The following is a 7,464-nucleotide window of genomic DNA, read 5'->3' on the forward strand; positions in this document are numbered from 1 at the left end:
ATTGAAGAACTTGAATCCGTTATCAAAGAATATGTTCGTTATTACAATGAGGAAAGAATACAATTAAGATTAAATGGACTGAGTCCTGTTCAATACAGAATTCAGTCCTTAAAATAACAGTCTAACTTTTCGGGGTCAGATCACAACGCTTTAAAGCCTTTTTAGTAAATCTGATTAACCCAGAATAACCCACAGTAACACAAGATTTTAGTAACACATTTAGTAACACGCAGTTATACTAGACACAAACTGTGTTACTAAAAATCATTGAGGCGAGATATGGCAAGGCTTACCACTCCATTAACAAATACAAAAATTGAAAGGGCAAAACCGACAGCTAAAGAATACAATTTAGCAGATGGAAAAGGACTTTATTTGCGAGTTAAGCCAACAGGCTTAGAGATGTGGTTACTCAATTATTCTCCCGCCATTTCACCAAATCACATTACCTCATCTATATAATTATTTAATTATTCCAGTAAGTTTTTTATCCTAAAATTTAATCGTAACTAGCGTTAAGTTTGCTTTTGTTTTATGCTTGCAACCTACTTTTGGATTGCCTCTTCAAAATTTTCTTTCAATGATAAGGAGCATTAACGTCGTGGAAAACGCTACCTTTAATCCTAAATTTCAAACTGTTTCCAATATGGATACTATCCGTGAGGCCTGTAATATCAATTACTGGGGAATGAATTATTACAATGTGGATGAAAACGGTGATATTTATGTTTGTCCAAATCCGGAAAAACCTGAAAATCGAGTTGCATTGACTAAATTAGTCGAGCAGGTTCAACAACAAAAGAGTGCACACCTACCAACGCTATTTTGTTTTCCTCAAATTATTCAACACCGTCTGCGTTCAATTAATGCTGCTTTTGCACAGGCTCGGGCTGATTTTGGGTATGAAGGCAATTATTTCTTGGTTTATCCGATTAAAGTAAATCAATATCGCCGTATTATTGAATCATTGATTACTTCGGGGCAGCCGTTGGGGTTGGAAGCCGGATCGAAAGCTGAGTTGATGGCGGTGTTGGCTCACGCCGGACAAACTAAAACAGTGATAGTTTGTAATGGATATAAAGATCGTGAATATATTCGTTTTGCGTTGATGGGCGAAAAATTAGGTCATAAAGTCTATTTAGTTATAGAGAAAATTTCCGAAATCTTCTTAGTGTTGGAAGAGGCGAAAAAATTGAATGTACGCCCTCGCTTAGGGGTGCGCGCCAGATTGGCTTCGCAAGGTTCAGGGAAATGGCAATCCTCAGGCGGTGAAAAATCAAAATTTGGTTTATCGGCATCACAAGTGCTTGATTTAGTGAATTTATTAAAAGATCAACAAAGTTTGGACTGTTTGCAGTTATTGCATTTTCACTTAGGCTCTCAATTAGGTAACATTCGCGATGTGGCGACCGGTGTGCGTGAAAGTGCAAGATTTTATATTGAACTGTATCGATTAGGTGTAAATATTCAATGTTTTGATGTTGGTGGTGGTTTAGGTGTCGACTATGATGGTAATCGCACTGAATCAGATTGTTCCGTTAATTATGGTCTAAGAGAATATGCGGAAACTGTGGTGTGGGGAATTGGTCAAGCTTGTCGAGAATATAATTTGCCGCATCCGACAATCATTACTGAGTCGGGGCGAGCGGTAACAGCACATCACGCCGTGCTGGTATCAAATATTATCGGTGTTGAGCGTTATTTGCCGGCGCAACTTGAAGCACCGAAAGAGAGTGATCCAATGGTGTTGCACAGTATGTGGGAAACGTGGAATGACATTTTGTCATCACGTGAAAAACGTTCTTTACGCAGTTGGATTCACGAAAGTCAATTTGATTTGTCTGATGTACATAATCAATATAATGTCGGTTTGATTAATTTAGAACAACGAGCTTGGGCAGAGCAACTTTACCTCAATATTTGCCACGAGGTGGGGGAATTATTTAATGAGCGTCATCGTTCGCACCGTACCATTATTGATGAATTACAGGAACGTTTTGCGGATAAATTATATGTGAATTTTTCGCTATTCCAGTCACTGCCTGACGCTTGGGGTATCGATCAACTGTTTCCGGTCTGCCCATTAACGCAGCTTAATGAGCCGGTTAGTCGCCGAGCAGTATTGCTTGATATTACTTGTGATTCCGATGGCATTATTGATCATTATATTGATGGTGACGGTATCGCTACCACGATGCCGATGCCTAATTATGCGACAGATAATCCACCGTTGGTTGGTTTTTTTATGGTCGGGGCTTATCAGGAAATTCTTGGCAATATGCACAACTTGTTCGGAGATACTACCAGCGTGGATATCGTGCTGGATGATAATGGGCAGGCAAAAATCTTAGATTATGATGAGGGCAATACGGTTGCAGATATGTTGCAATATGTTTATCTTGACCCGAAAAATTTAATTGCTCGTTATCGAGAACAAATTGAACATTCAGATTTGCCGGTATCGGAAGCATTACAATTCTTAAAAGAATTGGAAGAGGGTTTAAACGGCTATACTTATCTGGAAGAGGAGTGAGTAAAGAAAAATGTTTAATACGCTTGCGCATAAAGAAGATATTTCTTTGGTTTCTAATAATTTTGGTTTTTTACGATTACCGTTAAATTTTGTGCCACAGCAATCCGATGCCGATTGGGTAATCACTGGCGTGCCGTTTGATGCATCTGTTTCCGGTCGTACGGGGGCAAGGTTTGGTGCGGAAGCAATTCGCCGTGCTTCTGTCAATTTAGCGTGGGAACATTGCCGTTTCCCGTGGAATTTTGATGTGCGGGAACGGTTGAAAATTGTCGATTGTGGCGATTTAGTCTATTCCTATGGCGATAATCAGGATTTTGTTAAACAGCTGGAAGCGCATACCAGTTCCTTGCTACAAGCCGGAAAACGTTGCCTAACTTTAGGTGGTGATCACTTTATCACATTGCCGCTTTTGCGTGCTCACGCCAAACATTTTGGTAAATTGGCAATGATCCATTTTGATGCACATACCGACACCTACGAAAACGGCAGTTGTTATGATCACGGTACAATGTTTTATCACGCGCCGAAAGAGGGATTAATCGATGCAAAAAGATCTGTTCAGATCGGCATTAGAACAGAGTTTGATCGACAGTTAGACTTCACCGTTTTGGATGCACCGCTAGTGAATGATTTAACTGTTGATGAAGTGGTTCAGCGTATTAAAGAAACAGTTGGAACGGAGTTACCGGTTTACTTGACATTCGACATTGATTGCCTCGATCCGGCATTTGCTCCCGGCACCGGCACACCGGTTTGCGGTGGATTAAGTACAGATAAAGTATTGAAAATTTTAAGAAAGCTGTCTGATGTGAATATTGTTGGAATGGATGTGGTGGAAGTTTCTCCTGCATATGACAAAGCAGATATCACCGCGCTTGCCGGCGCAACCATCGCTTTAGAAATGCTTTATTTGCAAGGGAGTAAGAAGGAATGAAAGAGAAACAAAAAATCATTTTAGCGACAGGTAACCAAGGAAAAGTCAATGAAATGGCGAATGTCTTAGCAGAATTTGGGTTTGAAGTAGTGGCGCAAACTGCACTAGGAATCGAAAGTCCGGAAGAAACGGGTTTAACATTTGTTGAAAATGCGCTGATTAAGGCTCGACACGCTGCAAAAATCAGTGGCTTGCCGGCAATTGCGGATGATTCCGGCTTGGCGGTGGATTATTTAAATGGGCAGCCGGGGTTGTATTCAGCACGTTTTGCCGGCGAACACGCAAGCGATGCGGATAATCGTGCGAAATTGTTGCATTTGCTTGAGGGCGTTCCGGCAGCACAACGCAAAGCGAAATTTGTCAGCTGCATTGTGTTATTGCGTTCGGCTGATGATCCGGTGCCAATTATTGCGCAAGGAGAGTGTGAGGGTGTCATTACCGAACAGGAAATTGGTGAAAACGGTTTCGGTTATGATGCATTATTCTTCTACGCCGATAAACAGGCAACGTTTGCACAGTTAAGCAAAGAAGAGAAACAGCAAATTTCACATCGGGCAAGAGCGTTAATTAAATTACAACAGCAATTAAAATGATGGTTTTACCTCCTCTCAGTTTATATATTCATATTCCTTGGTGTGTTCAGAAATGCCCTTATTGCGATTTTAATTCGCACGCACAAAAAGGCGACATTCCGCAACAGCAGTATATCCAACATCTGCTGGCGGATTTAGATCAACAGCTCGATTTTGTTCAACAACGGCAATTACATTCTATTTTTATCGGCGGCGGCACACCCAGCCTGTTTTCTGCGGAAAGTATCGCGTTTTTATTGGCACAAATTGCACAGCGTATCCCGTTTAGCCAAAATATTGAAATTACTTTAGAAGCTAACCCCGGCACAGCGGAAGCGGAGCGTTTTTTAGGTTATCGTCAGGCAGGGGGAACACGGCTTTCTATGGGCGTGCAGAGCTTTCACGACCAACAGTTGCAACTGTTGGGGCGCATTCATAACAGCAATGAAGCCAAAAAAGCGGTCGATTTTGCTAAAGCAGCCGGATTTGAACGTTTTAATTTAGATTTAATGCACGGCTTGCCGAACCAAAGTGTGGAGAGCGCATTGTCGGATTTGGCGCAAGCAATCGCGTTAGCGCCGCCACATCTTTCTTGGTATCAATTAACCATCGAACCGAATACGCTGTTTGCCAGTAAACCGCCACGTTTACCGGATGACGATGATCTTTGGCAAATTTTTGAGGCGGGGCATCAAAAACTGCTTGCCGCCGGTTATCAGCAGTATGAAACCTCAGCCTATGCCAAACCCGGTTTCCAGTGCGAACACAATTTAAATTATTGGCGATTCGGGGATTATTTGGCGATTGGTTGCGGTGCGCACGGCAAAGTGAGCTTCAGCGATGGGCAAATTTTGCGTTATTCGCAAACCAAACACCCGAAAGGCTATTTGCAAGGGCAATATCGTTATCAACAACATTATGTAGAGTTGCAAGATCGTCCGTTTGAGTTTTTTATGAATCGTTTTCGCCTGTTGGAAGCGGTGCCGAAAGCCGATTTTGAGCGATTTACCGGATTAGGCTTGAATGTGATTGAAAAGCAGATAGACGAGGCATTAAAACAGGATTATATTGTAGAACGGACAGAGAGTTGGCAAATTACTGAACACGGTAAACTATTTCTTAATGACTTGCTGACGCTTTTTTTATCAAATAGTTGAATGAAAGGATGGCAAAATGGATCAATTAACAATGAAGAAAATGGCGGCAAATGCGGCGTTGCAATATGTGCAGGCGGATACGATTGTCGGCGTAGGCAGTGGCTCCACAGTAAATTGTTTTATTGAAGCATTAGGAACAATTAAACATAAAATTAAAGGTGCGGTGGCAGCCTCAAAAAACTCAGAAGCATTGTTGCGTGCGCAAGGTATTGAAGTGTTCAGTGCCAATGATGTTTCCGGTTTGGATATTTATGTTGACGGTGCGGATGAAATTACACCGCATAAAATGATGATTAAAGGCGGTGGTGCGGCATTAACCCGAGAAAAAATTGTGGCAGCGTTAGCAAAAACATTTATCTGTATTGTCGATCGTTCTAAACAGGTGGATGTGTTAGGTTCAACTTTCCCATTGCCGGTTGAAGTGATCCCAATGGCGCGTTCTCAAGTGGCACGTAAATTGGTGGCGTTGGGCGGCTCACCGGAATATCGTGAAGGCGTGGTTACCGATAACGGCAATATTATTTTGGATGTTCATAATTTTAAAATTCTTAATCCGGTTGAAATGGAAAAAGAGTTAAACAACGTTGCCGGCGTGGTTACCAACGGTATTTTTGCGTTGCGTCCGGCGGATATCGTGATTGTCGGCAGCCCTGACGGCGCACAAATTCTCAAATAAATTTCACACATATAATAAAGGAAAATGCAAATATGACAGCTAAAGTATCGTTAGATAAAGCAAAAATTAAGTTCTTGTTGTTGGAAGGCGTGCACGAAAGTGCGTTGGAAGTGTTGCATAATGCCGGCTATTCCAATATCGAATACCATAAAAAAGCGCTTGATGAAGAAGAGTTAATCGAAGCGATTAAAGATGCCCATTTTATCGGCATCCGTTCCCGCACCCACTTAACCGAAAAAGTGTTGCAGCACGCCCATAAATTAATTGCGATTGGCTGTTTCTGTATCGGCACCAACCAAGTGGATTTGGAAGCGGCGAAACAGCGTGGTATTCCGGTGTTTAATGCGCCGTTCTCAAACACACGTTCCGTGGCTGAATTGGTGTTAGGGGAAATGTTGTTATTAATGCGCAATGTGCCGAAAGCCAATTTTGAGGTGCATCGTGGTGTTTGGAATAAATCAGCGGCAGGTTCAAACGAAGCCAGAGGAAAAATTCTCGGTATTATCGGTTATGGCCATATCGGTTCACAATTAAGTGTGATTGCCGAATCACTCGGAATGCGTGTCTATTTCTACGATATTGAAAACAAATTACCATTGGGCAATGCGCAACAGGTTCGCACTTTGGAAGAGCTATTAACAATGAGCGATGTGGTTTCGTTACACGTGCCGGAAAACAGTTCTACCAAGAATTTGATGAGTGCAGAGCGAATTGCACAATTAAAACAGGGTGCCATTTTGATTAATGCCGCACGCGGAACAGTGGTTGATATTGATGCCTTAAGTGCAGCATTGGAAGCCGGAAAATTACGTGGCGCCGCGATTGATGTGTTCCCGAAAGAACCTGCCTCAATTAATGAAGTGTTTGAATCACCGTTGCGCCGTTTTGAAAATGTGATTTTAACTCCGCATATCGGTGGCTCAACCTCTGAAGCGCAAGAGAATATCGGCACTGAAGTGGCAAGCAAATTTGTTAAATATTCCGACAACGGTTCAACCGTTACTGCCGTCAATTTCCCTGAAGTGTCCTTGCCGAGCCACAGTTTAGTGAAAGCAAAACGGTTATTGCATATTCACCATAATCGACCGGGTATTTTGAATAAAATTAACCAAATTTTTGTGGATAACGGTGTCAATATTGCTGCTCAATATTTGCAGACTGATGAAACAATCGGTTATGTTGTTATTGATGTTGAATCAGAAAACACAGAAAGTTTGCAGCAAAAATTGAAGCAGATTGACGGCACCATCAAGGCAAGAGTTTTGTATTAGTTTTTTTACTTTGTATAGAGCATATGTAATTTAAAATAGAAGCAGCTCTTATTGTGATCTGCACCCCAAAAGTTGGACTTATTATCCAACAACATACAAAGGTGCAGATTTTTTATGACTAAATATAACCAAACATTTAAACAACAAGTGGTAGATTTCTACTTTCAACACGAGGAAAGTCTTTCTTTAACCTGTCGTACATTTACCGTTTCTAAACGCACATTAAGGCGTTGGATTGCCCAATATCAACATTCAGGTATAAAGGGCTTAGCCGTGCTGCATACCAAACGAACCTATACCCCAGAGTTTAAATATCACGTC

9 protein-coding genes are annotated in these 7,464 nt (G+C 41.7%); all 9 read left to right on the top strand.

Going from position 1 to position 7,464, the window contains the following annotated elements:
• Positions 1–117: IS3 family transposase (locus tag A3EO_RS0111855; RefSeq protein ID WP_018347309.1), on the top strand; the 117-nt coding region annotated here is incomplete at its 5' end.
• A 162-nt stretch (positions 118–279) separates the two neighbouring features.
• Positions 280–462, top strand: coding sequence for an integrase arm-type DNA-binding domain-containing protein (locus tag A3EO_RS13250; RefSeq protein ID WP_039139142.1), 183 nt, complete (start codon positions 280–282; stop codon positions 460–462).
• A 184-nt stretch (positions 463–646) separates the two neighbouring features.
• A complete protein-coding gene (gene speA / locus A3EO_RS0111860) occupies positions 647–2,533 on the top strand; it encodes a biosynthetic arginine decarboxylase (RefSeq protein WP_049805003.1) in 1,887 nt (628 codons plus the stop codon).
• Between the two features lie 10 nt (positions 2,534–2,543).
• Entirely contained in the window at positions 2,544–3,467 is a 924-nt protein-coding gene (speB, locus tag A3EO_RS0111865) for an agmatinase (protein WP_018347311.1), read from the top strand.
• Positions 3,464–4,060 carry an XTP/dITP diphosphatase gene (locus tag A3EO_RS0111870; RefSeq protein ID WP_013746089.1) on the top strand — a complete coding sequence of 199 codons (597 nt, stop codon included), beginning with the start codon at positions 3,464–3,466 and terminating at the stop codon, positions 4,058–4,060. Before speB ends, A3EO_RS0111870 begins: the two co-directional genes overlap by 4 nt.
• A complete protein-coding gene (gene hemW, locus A3EO_RS0111875; RefSeq protein WP_018347312.1) occupies positions 4,057–5,196 on the top strand; it encodes a radical SAM family heme chaperone HemW in 1,140 nt (379 codons plus the stop codon). Before A3EO_RS0111870 ends, hemW begins: the two co-directional genes overlap by 4 nt.
• A 16-nt stretch (positions 5,197–5,212) precedes the next feature.
• Complete coding sequence (gene rpiA, locus A3EO_RS0111880) at positions 5,213–5,872, top strand: ribose-5-phosphate isomerase RpiA (RefSeq protein ID WP_013746091.1); 660 nt, start codon at positions 5,213–5,215, stop codon at positions 5,870–5,872.
• A 32-nt stretch (positions 5,873–5,904) separates the two neighbouring features.
• On the top strand, positions 5,905–7,143 hold the full coding sequence (serA, locus tag A3EO_RS0111885; protein WP_018347313.1) for a phosphoglycerate dehydrogenase: 1,239 nt from the start codon (positions 5,905–5,907) through the stop codon (positions 7,141–7,143).
• 114 nt (positions 7,144–7,257) lie between these two features.
• On the top strand, positions 7,258–7,464 hold a 207-nt coding region (locus A3EO_RS13255), incomplete at its 3' end, for a helix-turn-helix domain-containing protein (RefSeq protein ID WP_018347314.1).

Origin of the sequence: Gallibacterium anatis DSM 16844 = F 149, from assembly GCF_000379785.1 — a bacterium.
Lineage (GTDB): Bacteria > Pseudomonadota > Gammaproteobacteria > Enterobacterales > Pasteurellaceae > Gallibacterium > Gallibacterium anatis.